At 63.1% G+C, this 18,338-nt stretch carries 17 protein-coding genes and 2 pseudogenes; 13 read left to right on the top strand and 6 right to left on the bottom strand.

Translation table 11 applies throughout. The features are described 5' to 3' along the window. Nucleotides 1–28: 28 nt before the first annotated feature. Nucleotides 29–238: a hypothetical protein gene (locus tag AWB83_RS36545; RefSeq protein WP_159463079.1), complete on the bottom strand. Its 210-nt coding sequence runs from the start codon at nt 236–238 to the stop codon at nt 29–31. Between the two features lie 174 nt (nt 239–412). On the opposite strand from AWB83_RS36545, the gene AWB83_RS26185 reads away from it, so the two are divergent. Next, nucleotides 413–1,285, top strand: a complete 873-nt coding sequence (locus AWB83_RS26185; protein WP_087048530.1) for a transglutaminase family protein — start codon at nt 413–415, stop codon at nt 1,283–1,285. 42 nt (nt 1,286–1,327) lie between these two features. Further along, nucleotides 1,328–2,131, top strand: a complete 804-nt coding sequence (locus AWB83_RS26180; RefSeq protein ID WP_087048529.1) for a transglutaminase-like domain-containing protein — start codon at nt 1,328–1,330, stop codon at nt 2,129–2,131. On the opposite strand, the pseudogene AWB83_RS26175 reads toward AWB83_RS26180, so the two are convergent. Beyond that, nucleotides 2,132–2,331: pseudogene (locus tag AWB83_RS26175) on the bottom strand (DDE-type integrase/transposase/recombinase); the annotation flags it as partial. Between the two features lie 272 nt (nt 2,332–2,603). Here AWB83_RS26175 and AWB83_RS26170 point away from each other — a divergent pair. The 4 genes from AWB83_RS26170 (at nt 2,604) to AWB83_RS26155 (ending at nt 7,189) form a co-directional block, all read left to right on the top strand. Continuing rightward, a complete protein-coding gene (locus AWB83_RS26170) occupies nt 2,604–2,792 on the top strand; it encodes a hypothetical protein (RefSeq protein ID WP_244197892.1) in 189 nt (62 codons plus the stop codon). A gap of 270 nt (nt 2,793–3,062) precedes the next feature. Continuing rightward, entirely contained in the window at nt 3,063–3,596 is a 534-nt protein-coding gene (locus tag AWB83_RS26165; protein WP_087048527.1) for a hypothetical protein, read from the top strand. Nucleotides 3,597–3,812: 216 nt separating this feature from the next. Then, entirely contained in the window at nt 3,813–5,240 is a 1,428-nt protein-coding gene (gene otsA, locus AWB83_RS26160) for an alpha,alpha-trehalose-phosphate synthase (UDP-forming) (protein WP_087048526.1), read from the top strand. A gap of 515 nt (nt 5,241–5,755) precedes the next feature. After that, nucleotides 5,756–7,189: a sensor domain-containing diguanylate cyclase gene (locus AWB83_RS26155; RefSeq protein WP_087048589.1), complete on the top strand. Its 1,434-nt coding sequence runs from the start codon at nt 5,756–5,758 to the stop codon at nt 7,187–7,189. A 74-nt stretch (nt 7,190–7,263) separates the two neighbouring features. Here AWB83_RS26155 and AWB83_RS26150 read toward each other — a convergent pair whose 3' ends face one another. Beyond that, a complete protein-coding gene (locus tag AWB83_RS26150; RefSeq protein WP_087048525.1) occupies nt 7,264–8,175 on the bottom strand; it encodes a LysR family transcriptional regulator in 912 nt (303 codons plus the stop codon). A gap of 171 nt (nt 8,176–8,346) precedes the next feature. Here AWB83_RS26150 and AWB83_RS26145 point away from each other — a divergent pair, with 171 nt between their 5' ends. The 7 genes and pseudogenes from AWB83_RS26145 to AWB83_RS26115 all read left to right on the top strand — a co-directional run bounded on the left by AWB83_RS26145 (nt 8,347) and on the right by AWB83_RS26115 (nt 14,959). Further along, a complete protein-coding gene (locus AWB83_RS26145) occupies nt 8,347–9,693 on the top strand; it encodes an MFS transporter (protein ID WP_167389167.1) in 1,347 nt (448 codons plus the stop codon). 22 nt (nt 9,694–9,715) lie between these two features. Beyond that, nucleotides 9,716–10,456 (top strand): SDR family NAD(P)-dependent oxidoreductase, encoded by a 741-nt coding sequence (locus tag AWB83_RS26140; RefSeq protein WP_087048524.1) that lies wholly within the window; start codon nt 9,716–9,718, stop codon nt 10,454–10,456. After that, nucleotides 10,453–11,292 (top strand): sugar phosphate isomerase/epimerase family protein, encoded by an 840-nt coding sequence (locus tag AWB83_RS26135; RefSeq protein ID WP_087048523.1) that lies wholly within the window; start codon nt 10,453–10,455, stop codon nt 11,290–11,292. The genes AWB83_RS26140 and AWB83_RS26135 overlap by 4 nt, the downstream gene beginning before the upstream one ends. Nucleotides 11,293–11,305: 13 nt before the next feature. Further along, entirely contained in the window at nt 11,306–12,172 is an 867-nt protein-coding gene (locus tag AWB83_RS26130; RefSeq protein ID WP_087048522.1) for an amidohydrolase family protein, read from the top strand. Nucleotides 12,173–12,362: 190 nt separating this feature from the next. Continuing rightward, nucleotides 12,363–12,776 carry a hypothetical protein gene (locus AWB83_RS26125; protein ID WP_087048587.1) on the top strand — a complete coding sequence of 138 codons (414 nt, stop codon included), beginning with the start codon at nt 12,363–12,365 and terminating at the stop codon, nt 12,774–12,776. Between the two features lie 298 nt (nt 12,777–13,074). Then, nucleotides 13,075–13,821 (top strand): SDR family NAD(P)-dependent oxidoreductase, encoded by a 747-nt coding sequence (locus tag AWB83_RS26120; RefSeq protein WP_087048521.1) that lies wholly within the window; start codon nt 13,075–13,077, stop codon nt 13,819–13,821. A 237-nt stretch (nt 13,822–14,058) separates the two neighbouring features. Continuing rightward, nucleotides 14,059–14,959 (top strand): annotated as a pseudogene (locus AWB83_RS26115) (LysR family transcriptional regulator). Here AWB83_RS26115 and AWB83_RS26110 read toward each other — a convergent pair. The 3 genes from AWB83_RS26110 to AWB83_RS26095 all read right to left on the bottom strand — a co-directional run bounded on the left by AWB83_RS26110 (nt 14,956) and on the right by AWB83_RS26095 (nt 18,143). Beyond that, on the bottom strand, nt 14,956–15,396 hold the full coding sequence (locus AWB83_RS26110; RefSeq protein ID WP_087048520.1) for a MarR family winged helix-turn-helix transcriptional regulator: 441 nt from the start codon (nt 15,394–15,396) through the stop codon (nt 14,956–14,958). The pseudogene AWB83_RS26115 and the gene AWB83_RS26110 sit on opposite strands and share 4 nt — an antisense overlap. Nucleotides 15,397–15,416: 20 nt before the next feature. Next, the gene (locus AWB83_RS26105; RefSeq protein ID WP_087048586.1) at nt 15,417–17,312 is read right to left on the bottom strand and encodes an FAD-binding monooxygenase; all 1,896 of its coding nucleotides are present in this window, start codon (nt 17,310–17,312) and stop codon (nt 15,417–15,419) included. Between the two features lie 432 nt (nt 17,313–17,744). Then, nucleotides 17,745–18,143, bottom strand: coding sequence for an FKBP-type peptidyl-prolyl cis-trans isomerase (locus AWB83_RS26095; RefSeq protein WP_087048518.1), 399 nt, complete (start codon nt 18,141–18,143; stop codon nt 17,745–17,747). Nucleotides 18,144–18,338 lie beyond the last annotated feature (195 nt).

Raw genomic sequence — 18,338 nt, 5'->3', positions numbered from 1 at the left:
CCGAACAGGGGTACGAAATGGCAAAAGGTCAAATGCGTAGTAACCGCGAGGCAAAAAAGCCCAAACAACCTAAAAAGCTGTCATCTCCAGTAGCCGATCCGTTCAAGGTTCCCGCTCCGAAGAGTTCGGCGTCGACGAGCGTCACGAAAAAGAAATAGCCGATAAGCGCCATGCATTGCACGGTCTGACGCGTGGTCAGTCTTACTCCATGTGCGCCCATTTTCGACAGCGTGGTCATGCCCCTCCGGTAGAAGCTGCCGTCATGCGCGGCTTGTCATTCGGCGTGCGCGTCATTTGACTCGCAGCGTTCGTCGGGAGGAGCTTCCGAATCTCGGTCGTTTCAAGCGCGCATTTCTGCGGATTGTCCTTTTGGGAGCGAAATGGTGGCGCAGTCCCTCCGAGGCGTGACGCAATGAGCGCGCCGCAACGTCTTACCGTGCGGCATCAGAGCGTCTATCGTTACTCCGAGCCGGTGCGCTTCGGCGAGCATCGCATGATGTTCCGCCCACGGGCGAGTCATGATCTGCGGCTTCTCACCACGCAGTTGCTGATCACGCCCACGCCCGAGCGGCTGCACTGGTTACATGACGTCTTCGACAATTCGGTCGCGGTCGCGACATTTTCAGGCGAAGCATCCGAGTTGCTGTTCAGAAGCGAGGTGACACTCGAACATTACGAGGCGCCGCTGCCCGATTATTCGCTGGAAGGGTATGCGTCGACGTGGCCCTTCGCGTATACGAGCGAGGAAGCCTCCAATCTCGTGAATGCGCGAAGCCGCCAGTTCCTCACCGACGATGTGGACGAATGGGCGCGACGCTTTATCGGACCCGGCGGCTCGACCGACACGATGACCCTGCTGCGCAGCATGACGCTCGAGATCAAGAACAGCTTCATGTACGTGCGGCGAGTCGAGAAGGGCGTCAATCGTCCCGCCGAGACGCTACGGCTGCGCAGCGGCAGTTGCAGGGACTTCGCGGCGCTCATGATCGATGCAGTCCGCTCCCTGGGCCTCGCGGCCCGGTTCGTCAGCGGCTACATCTTCGTGCCGAACCAGGACACCACCCTGGGTGGCGGCGCGACGCACGCATGGCTGCAGATCTATCTTCCCGGTGCCGGCTGGGTCGATTTTGATCCGACCAACAGCATCATCGGCAACCGGCATCTGATTCGCGTGGCCGTAGCGTGGAATTCCGATCAGGCGCTGCCGCTCTGGGGCACATGGCACGGCGCGATGCATTCGTTCCTGAGTCTCGACGTCGACGTGAGCGTAACTGAAGACAGCTGAGCGTCGGGCGCGTCACGATTTTTTCAATGGGAGGATGATCAGATGAAACTTCGCGTGGGTTATGAACTGATCTACGAGTGCGCGCAGCCGACCCCGATGATGTTGATGTTGAATACGCACTTTTCCCGTGTGCAGGATGTACTGTCTGCTGATTTGCTGGTGGTCGATCCGCCTGTGCCCATCACGCAGTACCGCGACAGCTTCGGCAATCTGTGCAGCCGCATCGTCGCGCCACAGGGACTGATTTCGCTTTCCACGAGCGCGTTGCTCGAGATCTCCGATCAGCCCGAGACGCGCGAGCCGTTCGACGATCAGCATGCCGTGGAAACGCTACCGGACGAATGCCTGGTGTTTCTGCTTGGCAGCCGTTATTGCGAAACCGATCTGTTGTCCGACATCGCGTGGAAACTGTTCTCCGGGACGCGTCCGGGGTATGACCGGGTGCAGGCGATTTGCGATTACGTGCATCGCCATATCGCGTTCGGATATGAGTTTGCGCGACCAACCAAGACCGCGTTTCAGGCGTGGCAGGAACGCAAGGGCGTTTGCCGCGACTTCGCTCATCTGGGCGTAGCGCTATGCCGCGCGATGAATATTCCGGCGCGCTACTGCACCGGCTACATCAGCGATGTCGGCGTGCCGCCGCCATGGAGCGCGATGGATTTCGCGGCCTGGTTCGAAGCCTATGTGGGCGGTTCATGGCAGACCTTCGATCCGCGCAACAACGTGCCGCGTATCGGTCGCGTGCTGATGGCGCGGGGTCGCGATGCCGCCGACGTTGCCATCAGCAATACATTCGGCCCGACGAAGCTCATCAAGTTCGACGTCCACTGCGCGCCCGTGTGAATCGACGCCTGAAATCGTGGTGGCAGCGCTCCTGAACCGTTTGAAACCGCGCATGACTTTCGTTCTGGATTTGATGTAGCGATGATCCTGCTGGATCAGGTTGTGCGGATATTTCGAAGACCGGATCTTCGTGTCGCCAGGCAGCAGCCATCGGCCTTTATTTCGCAGACGGCGCGGTGCGAGGCGGCATAGCCATCGAGTCAATTCGTTCGCTCCCACAGCTCTAACCGATTCGCCGATCCCGTTTGCACCAGAGCCAACCCTCTCGTTCCGGCTTCCTCTCGCAGTTCGCGCGATCAGCTTTGCAACTACCCGTCTGGAATTCGGCCGGCCGCCGCAGTTTCAATTTCGGCAAAAACTGCGCCGAATGTCGCACTAGAATGGGTTTCACAGGACGGAGGTCGGCGTGCTTCATTCAGATATCTACAAATTTCAATACAGGCGCCAGCGAGGTCTGCAGCGCATCTACGACGTGACGATCAACGTCGTTCAATTGGAATCGGGTGTGTTCGCGTACGAATCATGGGTGCATTTCGCGCACGAATTCAAAGGCAACGGGCTGGTTTTCCCATTGGTCGCGAAGACCCCGGAGCAGGCCGCGGACGAAGCGCGAGCACGAATTGAAGATCACATCGAGAATCTCGTCGGACTGGATGAATAAGCCATTCGTGCGCCCTCTTCACCGAACGCGATGATCGCGGTCGCACCTGGAATCCCCTGAATCGATGGCAGTTGCGCGTGCACAGACCCTGGCGCAAGATATGCTCCATGGAGACCTCGAAGGAAGCGGTGGCGCTTGGCCACCGTACTCGCATGACGACACGTCATGCGTGCGACTACCGATCGGAACGGTAGCGCTTACCGCCATTCGGCGGTTTCGAACGGTTCTGACCGGGTAGTTGGAGCAGTCAACTAGCCGTTGGAGGCCGTTATGGAACTTCATCTTCATTCTCACCATTTCACACACCGCATGCCCGATTGGCGCGCGGCAGTCTTGGCCGGCGTCGTCGCAGGCGCCGTATTTCTGGTGCTGGGGGCGTTCTTGATGGCGATCGTGACGGGGCAGGATCCGATGGTCCAGCCTCGCATGATCGCGGCCATCATCCTGGGCCGTGGCGCGCTGCAATCTCCCGAGAGTTTTTCGCTCGGCATCGTGCTGGTGGCGTTTGTGGTGCATTTTGCGCTTGCGATTCTGTTCACTGTCATTTTGAGCCTGATCATCGCGTCGTTCAGCCTTGACTCGAGCCTCGCAATGGCATCCGTTGTCGGTATAGCATTCGGCCTTGCCGTGTATCTCATCAACTTCTATGGACTGACCAGTCTTTTTCCCTGGTTCGCGGAAGCCCGAAACTGGGCGGCTGCGCTCGCTCATATGGTGTTCGGCGTGGTGGCGGCAGATCTGTATATGAGATGGGAACGCAGGGACGTTCAATCGAGCGGGGCGGATTCCGGCAGCATGGGATAACCGCAGTGCCCTCGATCACTTGTCCTCGATTCGCGCGAAAGGACGTCGCATAGCGCGGTCGCAGCCACGAGAGCCTGAGCAATGGGGATTTCGTGGCTGCGGCGGCCCCAAGCACAGGCGTCGCTGGCTCAATGCAGTCGTGCGATGATCGACCCCCGGCGCATTCGGGATCGACCGCCGCAGGCTGGTTACGGTACCGTCACATGAGAACCCTCCATGAGTCGTCTCGTCGTCGTTTCGAATCGCACCGGTGATCCTCGCAACCCCGCCGCCGGCGGGCTCGCTGTCGCAGTGGGCGAGAGCTTGCGCCAGACGGGCGGGCTCTGGTTTGGCTGGAGCGGCAAGATTCAAGATGAACACGGTGATGAGAAGGCTCACTACGACGATGTTCACGCGCAAACTGTCGGCGACGTGCAACTCGTGACGCTCGACCTGAGCCGTCGCGATTACGAGACGTACTATCTCGGCTACGCCAACAGCGTCCTGTGGCCTGTCTTTCACTATCGTCTGGATCTGGCGGACTTCGATATACGGTTCGTGGCGGGCTATCGGCGGGTGAACGAGTTATTCGCGCGCAAGTTGCTGCCGCTGTTGCGAAGTGACGACCTGATCTGGGTGCACGACTATCACCTGATTCCCTTGGCAGCGGCATTGCGCGCCCTGGGCTGTGGAAATCGCATCGGGTTCTTCTTGCATATCCCGATGCCTCCGCCCTTGATCATGGCGGCGATTCCGGAACACGAGTGGCTGATGAAGTCACTGTTCGCCTATGACCTCGTCGGGCTCCAAAGCGAATCGGACGTGACCCATTTCTGCCATTACGTGGAGTCCGAAGCACACGCGGAAAGATTGAGCCGCGAGCGCCTGCGCGCATTCAACCGGACCTTGCGTGTCGGCGCTTATCCGATCGGAATCGACATCGACGAGTTCGTCCGCCTCGCCGAGGCGAAAGACGGGCGCGACATGTTCTTGCGGATGCGCGAGGAATATTCGCGGCGCCGCCTGCTGCTGGGCGTCGATCGGCTCGACTATTCGAAGGGATTGCCGCAGCGAGTCGAGGCATTCCGCGAACTGCTCGCCCGCTATCCGGAGAACCGAAACCGCGCGACCCTGATTCAGATCGCGTCGCCGAGCCGCGAAAAGGTCGGGGCCTACGACGATTTGCGGCGTCAGATGGATAGCCTGTGCGGCGCGATCAACGGGGATTACGGCGAACTGGACTGGATGCCCGTGCGCTACATTCATCGCAATGTTGCCCGCAAGCGCCTGCCGGGCCTCTACCGCGCGAGCCGCGTGGCGCTGGTCACACCGTTGCGCGATGGCATGAACCTCGTGGCGAAGGAGTTTATCGCGGCGCAGGACCCGGCTGACCCCGGCATGCTGGTGTTGTCGCGCTTTGCCGGCGCAGCGGAGCAACTGAAGGAGGCGCTGCTGGTCAACCCGTATGACATAGAGGGCACGGCCCAGGCTATCGAACGGGCTCTGACGATGTCCGCCGACGAGCGAATTCAGCGGCACGACGCACTGTTGAGCCGGATTCGCAAACACGATGTTCATTGGTGGTGTTCGACCTTTCTCCAGGCATTGAAACATGTGGAACAGGACGTTGCCTGTGGTCCTACCCCGCATCACGAAGGGTTGTGAGGTATTGGCGACCTGCTCGGGCCGTACCCGTCGCAACGCCAGCAATGCTTGATGGTGAGGACTTCAGTCAGCACTTCGCCGAACGTATCAATGATGCCGTCCGGAGCGGACGCAGTGCTGCCGCGACGCACGGCATCGGTTTGCCTGAAGCTCGCGGCTGAACATCTGCAGGGTCAAGAAACGCGCGGGAGTGCCGATAACGCATGGGCGGGTCGAGTCTCCATCGCTTTCAGTTGTCGGACGATGTGACGGGCGCAGGCGGAACCGTGCCGTGCGGTGTGGCGCGGCAGAGCCGCCGGTCGCCGCTCACGTAAGCCGAACCGCAAACCCCACGTACTCCCCGTGGTGGGCGACGACATTCGTTCCGGGTCCGCCCGGCGCACGCTCGGTCTTACCATGCGGAGGGAATCGACGGTATCGTGCAAACCGACACGCAAAAGAGCCACGCACTTGCGTCCCTGGCCAGGCATCTGCGCAAAGGCGGCCTGGCGCCGCAGGTGATCATCCTGAGCGGGATGCTCGTCGCCCTGGTCATGGTCTCCTTATGCGCGACCGTGCTTTACCAGGGGCGCCTCGACGCGTTGGAGCGTGCCCGCGAGACCTCCCGCAACCTGGCTCTGCTCGCGGAGCGGGACATCGAACGGAATTTCGAGCTCTACGCGCTATCGCTGCAGGCCGTCGTCGAGGGCATGCGCGACGCCGATGTCCTCGCGCTACCGCTGCGTCTGCGCCGGCAGGTTCTGTTCGATCGGGCGGCAAGCGCCCAATACCTCGGCTCGATGCTGGTGCTGGACGCGTCGGGTAACATCGTCATCGACTCGGGCAGCGAGATGCCTCGCGCGGGCAATTTCTCGGACCGCGCCTATTTCACTGTCCACCGGGATAACCCGGATGTCGGCCTCTATATCAGCGATCCTTATCTGTCGCGGCTGCGCAATGGCTCTCCCAGCATTGCGCTGAGCCGGCGTCTTTCGCATCAGGACGGCTCGTTTGCGGGCATCGTCATGGTTGCCGTCAATCTCGAGTATTTCCACAAGCTGTTCGCCGGACTGTCACTCGGTCCGCATGGCGCCGTGTCCCTGATCAAGAAGAACGGCATCATGCTCATGCGCCAGCCGTATGATCCGCGCACCATCGGACGCGATATCCGCAAGGCGAGCACGTTCCGGCGCTTCCGGTCGACATCGGAAGGCAGTTTTTCCGACACCGCGTCGATCGACGGCGTGCGCCGCCTGTATTTCTTCAGGAATTTTCCGGAACTGCCGCTGATCATCATGGTGGCCGAGGCCGAGGATGACATCTACGCGGCCTGGCGCCGACGCGCACTGACGATCGGCTCGCTGATGTTCGTATTCGGCCTGGGATTTGTCGGGCTTTCGTTTCTCCTGGGCGCTCAGTTCCGCCGCCGGATGCGCGCGGAATCGGAACTGGAACTGCTCGCGAGAACGGACGGACTGACCGGCCTGAACAACCGTCGCACTCTGGGCGAGATTCTGGACCAGGAGTGGCGCCGGGCCCGCCGCACGAGCAGCGTGTTCTCGCTGCTGTTCGTCGACATCGATCGGTTCAAGGCCTACAACGACACATACGGACACCAGGCGGGCGACGACGCGCTGGCCGCCGTGGCCCGGTGTATCGGGGACTGCATCCGACGCCCCGCCGACAGCGCGGCGCGCTATGGGGGAGAGGAGTTCGTCGTGGTGCTGCCCGACACTCCGCCCGCGGGAGCCGCGCGGATCGCCGAGAAAATTCGCACGGCGATCAGCGAACTGGCCATCGAGCATGCGGCCAGCGAATATGGACGCGTCACCGCCAGCATCGGCGCGGCCAGCTGGGCGCCGGGACGGGATGGCGGCGATGTGACCACGGTAATCAAGGCCGCCGATGAAGCGCTGTACAACGCCAAGGCCACGGGGCGCAATAAAGTTTCGCCGTTCGTGCCGGCATGAATGCCGCTCAGCGACCTCCAGGCGGTCGAATGGCTCGGCGTTCTGATGAACATGACGCACCGGGACACAGAAGTTCAAGGCAGTGGCGTGCTGCCTATCCGCCGGCCCAGTTCGTCCGCGCGCCGGCAAACCGCCTGCATCAACACCATCGCACTCCTCGACGGCGGCGAGAATTTCGAATAGACGAATGTCGACACCATCTCCAGGTCCTCGACAAGCGGCCGCACGATGCAGTCGACCCCACCGGTCGCGAACTCGTCGACGATTGCGAGCCCGAGTCCGCCGCGCACGAGTGCGAGCGCCTGATCGGCGCGCGTCACGTCGACCACCGACGTCAATTCGACATCGGCCTGCTGGCACGCTCGAGCGATCATGGTGCCGAAAGGGATGTCGCGCCTGAACAGGATCATCGGTTCGCTCTTCAGGTCCGAGAGTGCAATCCGTTCGCGGGCCGCGAACGGATGGTCGGGCGGCAGCGCGCATACCATCCTTCCGCGCATGAACGGCACGACTTCGAGATGCTCATGCTCGATCGGCAGCGACGTCACCGCGACGTCGACCGTCTTGCTCAGCACTTCGAGCGGCATGTCGGCCATGAGCGTGGTATGCCAGTCGACTCTGAGCCCCGGTAACCGGCGTTTCAGCTCGACGATGGCCGGCGCGACGATGGCGGGCGCGAGCGAAGGGCTGCACGCGATGCGCAGCAGGCTCGCCGGGCCGAGCGCGAGCGCCCGCGCGAACTCGTCGACGCGCAGCGCCGACTGATAGACCTGCTCCACCTCGCGAAAGAGCGCCTGCGCCTCGGCGGTCGGGATCAACCGGCCCTTTGCGCGCTCGAAGAGGCGCAACCCCAGCGTCGTCTCGGTGTGCGCAACGAGCTTGCTGACGGCCGGTTGCGATACGTACAGCATCTTCGAGGCCGCATTGATCGAGCCGGTCAGCATCACCGCGCGAAATACCTCCATTTGCCGCAGCTTGAAACGCATCGTTTCTCCGTCTTCCCGTGCAGAGCGATTAACCAAAAGTTATAGGGTAGCTGAATCTGGGCATACGACAGCGGACCGACGACTCTCTAGTATTTCGACGGCGTAGCGAGCGTCTGCCAGAGACGCGTTCCGGCGACACGCCAGACCTCGAAAACAACTGATGGAGACACGATGAACCAGACCCACCCGCCACGCGCAATCGCCGCGCAAGGGGCAGCGGCGGCATCCGCGACGCGCACCCGGGCGCGATTCGGCATCCTTGCGCTGCTCGCGATCGGCACGATGATCAACTACCTCGATCGCAGCGTCGCCGGGATCGCGGCGCCTGGCATGAGCCACGAGCTGGGTCTGACGCCGGCGCTGATGGGCGTGATCTTCTCCGCGTTCTCGTGGACCTACACCGCATCGCAGATTCCGGGCGGCGTGATGCTCGACCGCATCGGCACCCGCTGGACCTATTTCTTCGCGCTGACGTTGTGGTCGCTGTTCACCGGGCTGCAGGGGCTCGCGACGGGCTTTGTCTCGCTGCTGATCATGCGGCTCCTGATCGGCATCGCGGAGGCGCCGTGCTTTCCGACCAACAGCCGCGTCGTTGCGATCTGGTTTCCGCAAAGCGAGCGCGCCCGCGCGACGGGCGTCTACACGTTCGCGGAGTATGTCGGCCTCGCGTTCCTGAGCCCGCTGCTTTTCTGGATCGATCATCGCTATGGATGGCGCGCACTGTTCGGCATCGTCGGCGCGTTCGGCATCGCGTTCGGCGCGATCTGGCTCATGCGCTTTCGCGAGCCACACGAGTCGAAGCATGCGAACCGTGCCGAGCTCGACTACATCGCAAGCGGAGGCGGGGTCGTCGACGGCAGCCAGCAGGCCACGCGCTTTCGCTGGTCCGATATCGCCGCGCTGCTGCGCCGCCGCAGCATGCTCGGCATCTGCATCGGCCAGTTTGCGTGCAATTCGACGAACGTGTTCTTTCTGACCTGGTTTCCGACCTATCTGGTCACCGAACGCCACATGCCGTGGCTCAAGGTCGGCATGGTCGCGGTGCTGCCGTTCATCGCGGCGTCCGTCGGCACGCTCACGGGCGGCTGGATTTCCGATGCGATGCTGCGTCGCGGCATCTCGCTGAACTGGTCGCGCAAGCTGCCGGTGATCGCGGGCCTCGTCGCCGCGTCGAGCATCGTGCTGGCGAACTACGTCGATTCGATCAGCGTGGTGATCGCGATCCTGTGCGTCGCGTACTTCGCGCAAGGGATGTCGGCGCTCGCATGGATGATCGTCTCCGATATCGCGCCAAAGGGGCTGCTGGGCCTGAGCGGCGGCATCTTCAACCTGTTTGCGAATGCGGCCGGCATCGTCACGCCGCTCGTCGTCGGCCTGATCGTCAATGCGACGGGCTCGTTCGTCTACGCGCTCGGCTTCATTTCCGCCGTGACGCTCGTCGGTGCGCTCTCGTATGTGTTCGTCGTCGGCGACATCAGGCGGATCGTGCTTGCGAACTCCGCTGCCTCCTCTACCTGAACGACCATAGGAAATCATTGCAATGAATCATTCTCTCGACGGCCAGGTCGCCATCGTTACAGGCGCCGCACGCGGGATCGGCCTCGGCATCGCTCGCAAGTTGAAGGCCGACGGCGCGCGCGTCGCGATCTGGGACCTCGATGTCGCCGGCTGCGATGCGCAGCGCCTCGGCTTCGAAGCCGATCACCTCCAGCCCGTCGATGTCGCGTCGTACGAGTCGGTCGAGCGTGCGTTCGGTGCGACCGTCGAGGCGCTCGGCCGCGTCGACATCCTCGTCAACAACGCGGGAATCAACGGCCCCGTCGTGCCGAGCTGGGAGTATCCCGTCGATGCGTGGCAGCGCGTGCTGGCCGTCGACCTGAACAGCGTGTTCTACTGCTGCCGCGTCGCCATTCCGCATATGCGCGCGCGCGGGGGCGGGCGCATCGTCAACGTCGCATCGATCGCGGGGAAGGAGGGCGTGCAGTACATCTCCGCGTACTCCGCCGCGAAGGCGGGCGTGATCGCGTTCACGAAGTCCGCCGCGAAGGAGCTTGCGCGCGACAACGTGCTGATCAACTGCGTCGCGCCGGCGATGGTCGAGACCGAGTTGTTCCGCGAGATGTCGGACCAGCATATCGAGGCGAGCAAGGCGAAGATTCCGATGGGCCGCTTCCTGCAGGTCGACGAAGTCGGCTCGATGGTCAGCTGGATCGCCAGTCCCGCGTGCAGCTTCACGACGGGCTTCACGTTCGATCTGACGGGCGGGAGGGCCACCTATTGAAGTCCGCTCCGATCGCCGCGCGGCCGCTTGCGGTCGCGCATCTGACCGCCCTGGACATCGCGCCCGTGCCGTGGGTCCGGCTCGCCGCGCGCGCCGGCTTCGATGCGGTCGGCCTGCGCGTGCATCCGGCGGTGCCGGGCGCTGTCGCCTACCCGACTGCGCCCGGCACCGCGGCTCACCGTGAACTGCAGGACGCGCTTGCGGGCGAGGGAATCGCTGTCCACGACGTCGAGTTCATTCCCGTCGTGCCGGAGCTCGATCCCGCTTCGTTTGCGCGGCTCTTCGAATCGGCGGCCTCGCTGGGCGCGCACTGCGTGAACGTGTCGGGCGACGATCCGGAGCAGGGCCGGCTCGCCGACAATCTCGCCGCGCTCGCGGAGCTTGCCCGGCCGTTCGGCCTGCGCATCGATCTGGAATTCATGCGCTGGCGGCACGTCGGTTCCCTGGCGCATGCCCGCGAGATGGTCGCGCGGGTCGCGCATCCGAACCTCGCCGTGCTCATCGACGCGTTGCATCTGTCGCGTTCGGGCGGCACGCCGGACGAGGTCGGCGGGATGCCGCCCGGATGGATCGGCTCCGCGCAACTCTGCGACGCGCGATCCGAGCATCCTGGCAGCGACGACGAAGCGATCCGCGAAGCACGTACCGATCGGCTGCCTCCCGGCGCTGGCGCGCTGCCGCTCGATGCGCTGCTGCGCGCGTTGCCCGCGGACGTGGCGCTGAGCGTCGAGATGCCGTTTCCGTCGGTGCCCGTCGACGCACGGCTCGATCTTGCATACAGCTCGGCGCGACGCGTCGTCGACAGGCTCGGCGCGGTGACGGCTGCGTCGGTCTGAACGGGAAGACGAGATGAACGTATTCGAAGAAGAGAAGATCGACTGCCACTGTCACGTATTCGATCCTGCGCGCTTTCCGTACCGGGAAGGCACGGGGTATCGGCCGGAGCAGCAGGAGATCGGCACGGCTGCGCAGTTCGTTCGGGTGATGGACGCGTACGGCGTGCGGCATGCGCTGCTCGTTGGTCCGACGAGCGGCTACCGGACCGACAACCGGTGTCTGCTCGACGCGCTGGAGACTGACGAAGGACGCTTTCGCGGCATTGCGGTGGTCGATAACGACATACCTCGAAGCGAACTTGCGGCGCTGCGTCGCGCGGGTGTCGCCGGCGTCGCGTTCAACCCGGCGATGGAAGGCGTCGATCTCGTGCTCGGCGCGGGCGCGCTTTTCGCGGCGCTCGCCGATCTCGGGATGGTCGCGCAGATCCAGGTCGCCGGGGATCAACTGCTTGCGCTCGAACCCTGGCTGGCGCGGCAGGCGGCGCCGATTGTGATCGACCACTGCGGGCGGCCCGACATCGGCGCGGGGATCGCTCAGCCGGGCTTCCAGGCATTGCTGCGGCTCGCGGACAGCGGCCGCGCGAGCGTCAAGCTGTCGGGCTGGCAGAAGTACTCGGCTGGCGCACACCCGTACGAGGACGCCTGGCCGTATGCCCATGCGCTGCTGCGCGCGTTCGGGCCGCAGCACTGCGTGTGGGGTTCGGATTGGCCGTTCCTGCGCTCGCCGGAGCGGCTCGATTACGGGCCGCTGCTGACGCTGTTCGAGAAGATCGTTCCCGATGCGCGAACCCGGCGACAGATTCAATGGGAGACGCCGCGCAGGCTTTTCGGTTTCGACGCACGCGGCACCGCAGAAGGCGCAGGAAGCCAGAGTGTCTGACTCTGCGAGGAAGGCGGGAACGGCCCGTGACCGTTTGAAGGCGGTATAGTATTCAACGATGCTCACGGAATCCGTCACCCGCGACGCTAGGATGTTTTTGCATCCGTGCGAGTGCGGTGACCGCGTTGAAGCGGCAGAAGCAACTTCGAGACGACGGGGTATGGCGTCGGCGGCGACAGAGGCAGCGATCATGTCAAGCGAGTGGAAGCGCCGCGCCAGATTGTTCATCCAGCGTTTCTGGCAGCCGACCAGCGCGTGCATGACCTGCATGCCGGGAAGCTGGAGCAACGTCGCGAGTGTGGCCCACTGGACGATAGCGTTCAAGACAGGTCTCATAACGGGACTTCTGGCCGTACTTCTGACCTTTACCCCGGCGGCGAAGCTCTACGCGAATCGATATGGCAATGCGACGCTCGTCGGCTTGCTGACCGCGGTGGGCGACGCCTATTCGCATGCGAGCCACTATCGGATTCCCTATATCGAACACATTGTCACGGGGGCTGTTTCAGGCCTTCTGGCGCTGGCTGCCTCATATCTTCTGGAGGACCGCGCACGTCGAATCCGGATGGCTTGGGCCCGGCTCCTTGGAAAGCCCGAACATTGACCCTCATGGCGAGAAAAACCGCTGAGACGCACATCCTGCATACGTCAGCTTGACCACCCGGGGTCGTCTCGACAAGGTCGGCACACTGTTTCATCTGCGGATATTCGTTTCGGGTGCGCGGGCCGCACAGTACGGCCGCAGGTACTTCAACCGGGAGTCATGCCTGTCAGGCATGACTGAGTGCCTACAAAGTCTTTCTCGCCCACTCTCGCCTGTCCTACAGTGCAATCCACCGATGGGCCACAACGCCATGCGTAGCGGCCCATACCCTTTACACACATTCTGGTGGACTCAACTCATGGACACTCCCGTCGTTCTCATCACAGGCGCACTCACCGGCATCGGTCGTGCAACCGCGCTCGCCTTCGCAGACAGCGGCGCGCGCATCATCGTCTCGGGCCGGCGTGAAGCCGAGGGCAAGGCGCTTGAAGCCGAGCTTCGCGAGCGCGGCGCGCAAGCTCATTTCGTCGCGGCCGATGTCCGCCACGAAGACAGCGTGCGCAATCTCGTCGATACGGCCGTCGCGCACTTCGGCCGCATCGATGCCGCGGTGAACAATGCGGGCACGGAAGGCCAGCCCGGCGCGATCGTCGATCAGAGCGCCGAAAGCTACGCCGCGACCTTCGACACCAACGTGCTGGGCACACTGCTCAGCATGAAGCACGAACTGCGCGTCATGCAGGCGCAACATGGCGGCAGCATCGTCAACGTGTCATCGACTTACGGTCATGAAGGCGCGGCGTTCGCATCGATCTACGCCGGCAGCAAGCATGCAGTCGAAGGCATGACGAAGTCGGCGGCACTCGAAGTCGCGTCGCTCGGCGTGCGGGTGAATGCAGTGGCGCCCGGGCCGACCGATACCGGCATGCTCGACCGCTTCACGGGCACCGCCGAGCGCAAGACGGCGCTCGTATCGAAGGTGCCGCTGGGCCGTATCGGGACGCCCGCCGACATCGCGCGCGCGATCGTCTTTCTCGCGTCGGACGGGGCATCGTTCATCACGGGGCAAATCGTCACCGTCGATGGTGGCAAGACGGCTGGCTGAATCGAGCGTTATGCGCGAATGCTGCCCTCCGGGATTGCGGACGAGGCGCTGCATGTCGATGGCGGCGCTTACGTTGGCTCCTGGAGAAGCCCTGAAGTCCGTTGGAGCATCGCGACGCGGTACGAGCCGCCGCGGCCGCGATGCGCCGGAGTGTTGTATTCTTTTTGTCGCACGATGTCGTGAAGCCTCAAGTCGACCGTGACAACCTTTCCGACTCCCTGGTCTTCATGGGCAATCATGGAACTGCGACATCTGCGCTATTTCATTGCAGTGGGAGAGGGGCAGTCTGACCGAGGCAGCCGAGCAGCGGTTGCACACGTCCCAGCCTTCGCTGAGCAGGCAAATTCGAGACCTTGAAGATCAGGTCGGCGCCAGTCTGTTCGTGCGGACTGCGCGCGGCGTCGAACTGACCGCGGCCGGCAAGGCATTCATCGAGCATGCGCGCATCGCCCTGAATCAGGTCGATGCGGCCGTCGAGGCCGCGCGAAGGGCCGCGCAGCCCGCCAAACAGCGCTTTGCGCTGGGCTTTCTTACGGGCCAGGAAATGAACTGGCTTCCTGATGCCATGCATGTCCTGCGCGATGAGCTGCTCAACGTGGACGTTACCGTCTCCAGCGACTATTCGACAGAACTCGCCGAGGGCGTGGCGCGAGGACGACTGGACGTCGCCTTCATGCGAGCCGAGCCCGATTACGATCTCGCCTATGACATCGTGGACAAGGAACCGCTCGTGGTTCTGATGCCGAACGACCATGCCTTGGCCGCCTGCGACAAGGTCCTCGTGCAAGACCTCGTCGGCGAGCCTTTCATTGCGATGGCGGGCAAGGCGAGGGTCCTGCGCACGGTCATCGATCAATATCTGGAACGCTCGGGTGTCCAGCTCGTGCCTGCGCAGACCGTCGACAATCCCGCGATGGTGATGTCGCTGGTGGCATCGACGCGCGGTGTCGTGATCATTCCTTCTTACGTCGAAAACCTGATGCCGTGGTCAGTGACGAGCCGACCGCTGGCCGGCGATACGCCAACCATCGATCTCGCCGTGGGCTATAGACCGAAGAACAAATCGTCGACTTTGCACCTGTTCCTTTCCCGCCTGGATGAACTCGTTTCGCACCACGCAGCGCGCCTGCCGCACTAGGTTTGCTGCGGCAACAGCGCCGAAAGCAGGCGCCGCAACTCCAGACATTCCCGCGCCGTCAGCCGGGCGGTGAGTATGCGCTCGACTTCCTCCACTCGCGGGCGCAAGATCGCCAGCTGTTTCTTGCCGGCCGCGGTGAGGAACAGCACATAACTGCGCTTGTCGACGGGATCGTCGGACCGCTCGATCAGACCATTGCGAACCATGCGCGCGACCAGATCGGCGATCGTCGAACGGTCCACGTCGAGCTCGTCGCCGAGTCGTCGCTGATTGACGCCGGGCGTTTTCTGCAGGATCTCGAGCGCTGCATACTGGACGCTCGTGATCTCGGCGGAGACTTCGGTGAGCCATACCGCTACATGGCGCTGTTGGGCACGGCGCACGAGGCTGCCCGTGAACGTCGAGCGCACATCGGGCTCGTCTTTTTTAATCGGCAATTTCGCAGTGTCGGAGTGGGTTAGTGCATGCGGAATATCGGCCGGAAGAACGCGGCCAGTTCCTCGTACGCATCCAGTGGAAGGACCTGGGCGACATACTGATCCGGACGGACCACCACGAGGGCGCCCCGTTCGCGGTCGATGCCGCGCTCGTCGAAGATATCAGTCGCTGCGTCGTTCGTAAACGCCTTCTCGTAGTCGATGAGACCGTAGCGTCCCTTGCGCGGCAGCAGGAGCGGGGGGAGGTCCTCGACACGTACTTCGCGATGAGGCTGCTGCAGCACCGCGCGGAAATCGAGAACGCTGTCGACATCGGCATCCTCTGGCGTGACGAGCCGCAAGACGGAATCGGGCGATGTGGCGAGATGTTCGCACAGTGCCTGAAGCGCACTGCGCTTCGCGTCCGAGAAAGCGTAGAGGCGCCAGCGGCCGTCCGCGCGTGCCGCGTGTCCGAGATGGATGGGCTTCGCATCCGCGACGCGAACGACAGGCGATGAGTGAAAGCGCGTCCCGATCAGAAAACCCCTGGCGAGCGGCTGATGCGTCGTATCGCCGGTCAGCACGCCCGGACGGTAATGCGTCGCGAGGCCGGCCGTATATCGACCCGCGCGCACGAAATACGCCTGAAGTTCCGCGGGATCGACGCCGCCTGCTTCCGGTCGATTCGGATCCTTCGGGGGAGCGGCCATCATCGCCGACCACTCCTTGTCGAAATCGATCAGCTCCTGCGCAATCGGCTGGCGCTCATCCGAATACGTGCGTAACAAGCTCGCGTCGCTGCGTCCCTGCAGAACCGCGCCGAGTTTCCAGCCGAGATTGAACCCGTCCTGCATCGATACGTTCATACCCTGGCCGGCTTTCGCGCTATGCGTATGGCAGGCATCGCCGGCGATGAACACGCGAGGATCGCGAGACGTGCCGTCGGCCGCGAGAGCGTCGTCGAAGCGGTCGGTCAGGCGCTGTCCCACTTCGTAGACGGAGAACCACGCGACTTCCTTCACATCGAGCGAATAGGGATGCAGGATGTGCCGGGCCGTCCCGACGATGTGATCGACCGAGGTCTGCCTGATGCTGTCACGGTTGTCCGGCGTGACCTCGCCGAGATCGACGTAGAAACGGACCAGGTAGCCGCCTTCACGCGGAATGATGAGCAGATTGCCCTTGCTCGCGGACTGAATCGCCGCTTTCAGCCGAATGTCCGGAAAGTCGGTGACCGCGAGCGCGTCCATCACGCCCCACGCATGGTTGGCCGCGTCGCCGCGCAGCGCTTGTCCGATGGCCGTACGCACGCGGCTGCGGGCGCCGTCACAACCCACGACATAGCGCGCACGCACGGTGACTTGCTCACCGAGGCGCGCTGCATCGGTGCGGCGCAACGTGACGCGCACCGGATATTCGCCGATATCGTCGCGTTGTATATCGACGGCTTCCAGATCGTAGTTCGGTTCGAGCCTTTCGGCCGAGCGACGCATCACATCGAGCAGGTAGTCCTGTACGCGCGCCTGATTGACGATGACGTGCGGAAACTCCGACATGCCCGTTTCGGTATCCTGAACGCGGCCGGTACGCTTGATTACATCGCGATCATTCGCATCGGGTCTCCAGAAGACCGTCTCATTGACCCAGTAGGCTTCGCGCAACAGGCGATCGCTGAGCCCGAATGCATTGAACATCTCGACGGTGCGGCACGCGACACCGTCCGCCTGTCCCATCTGCAACGGTCCGCTGCGACGTTCGACGATGCGCGTTCTGATCGTCGGGAATTGCGACAGTTGCGCCGCAAGCACGAGTCCCGCGGGACCGCTTCCGACGATGAGCACATCGACCGTATCCGGCATCTCGACCTGAGGCGCGCCGTCGGCCGCCGGCTCGATCATCGGGTCGCCCACACGAAAACCGTTCAGATGAAATTGCATGGTGTCTTTCTCCATTCTGTGCGCGTCAAGGTGATGGTGAATATACTCCGTACACCAACTATTTGAAAACGCTTTAATGATGGATGTTTACCCTTATCTCCAGATGCGCTTTGGCGCGCTCGACGCGTGGGTCGCCAATCGTAGTAGGGAATATTTCCAGCACCCGGCGCCGACGTTCGTCGTCGGAGAACGCGATGTCCGGCAGGAATGGGATGTTCGGGGAAACATGCGTGCCGTCTGCCGACGGCACATGCCCGAGAGTTGCGAACGGTCCGGCAATTGACCCGGGCGCGTCGCGCACAGATCAACGACCTGCCAGATGCCGTTGCGTGTCGGTACGGTAGCTATCGCACGTTCGAAGGTCGAGGGCCTGTTGCGACGTGCGGTTTTCGCGCGGATCGCGTCGTGAGTCCGCGCGCTCGGAGAATTCGATTACTTGCCGATGCCGAGCAGTTCGACTTCGAACGTGAGGTCGCTGTTCGGCGGAATGGTGCCGACGCCGCGATCGCCATAAGCGGTCGCGGCCGGGCACGTCAGCTTCGCCTTGCCGCCGACCTTGATCTTCTGCACGCCTTGCGTCCAGCACGGAATTACTCTGCCGAGCGGGAAGGTCGCGGGGCCGCCGTGCTTGTCCGAACTGTCGAATTCGGTGCCGTTCGCGAGCGTGCCGCGATAGTTGACGCGCACCACGTCGTCGGCAGTCGGTTGCGGACCGGTTCCTTGCTTGATGTGCTCGACTACGACGCCCGACGGCAACTTCTCGATGGTGTTGGCCGCGAACGCGGTCGATGCAATGGTGGAAGCGGCGAGCAAAGCGATGACTGACTTCATGAGATGTCCTCGTTGGATGGCGCACCAATTATATCGAGAACCTTTCCCGGGCCCGGGTCAAGGCGCGCGCACGCTGGTGACCGGCCACGGCTCGACGCGCATCGTGTGCCTCAATCGGACCGCGCTTGCTGGCGTTCCGCGTGATGCCAGCGATCGACCTGACGCATGGCGGCTCGTGGATTCGACGCCGCAACG

This window comes from Caballeronia ptereochthonis (assembly GCF_001545075.1).
GTDB classification, from domain to species: Bacteria; Pseudomonadota; Gammaproteobacteria; order Burkholderiales; family Burkholderiaceae; genus Caballeronia; species Caballeronia ptereochthonis.
Note: the sequence above shows the minus strand (reverse complement) of the source record. Positions and strands in the feature narration are given on the sequence as shown.